The sequence below is a fragment of the Halomonas marinisediminis genome (genome assembly GCF_004347715.1).
GTDB lineage: Bacteria > Pseudomonadota > Gammaproteobacteria > Pseudomonadales > Halomonadaceae > Halomonas > Halomonas icarae.
The window spans coordinates 1-264 of record NZ_SLTR01000536.1 but is presented as its reverse complement, the minus strand read 5'-3'; the positions used below and the strand labels follow the sequence as shown (position 1 = coordinate 264).

1 protein-coding gene is annotated in these 264 nt (G+C 61.0%); it reads right to left on the bottom strand.

Translation table 11 applies throughout. The features are described from left to right. Nucleotides 1-39 precede the first annotated feature (39 nt). A partial coding sequence (locus E0702_RS17700) for a hypothetical protein (RefSeq protein ID WP_205742091.1) occupies nt 40-264 on the bottom strand: 225 nt, incomplete at its 5' end.

Genomic DNA, 264 nt, shown 5'->3' with positions numbered 1-264 from the left:
GAGATTCAGGCGCTGCGACCACGGGTCGCGGCGCTTTTGTTATTCGGACCCTGCGTTCCACAGCGCCTCAGCACCGAGTTTGGCCACAAATTCCTCATGCGCCGTTTTTTCCTCGGATGTCAGCCGGGAGGGCAGGGGGGTGGCACGCGGGCTAGGGCGCCAGTTGGTATCGGCGGCATTTTGTCCGCTGCCAGACTGTGTCGAGAGACCAAAATCCGGCTGCCGGCCCCCGATCAGCTCAAGATAAACATCCGCAAGGATTTC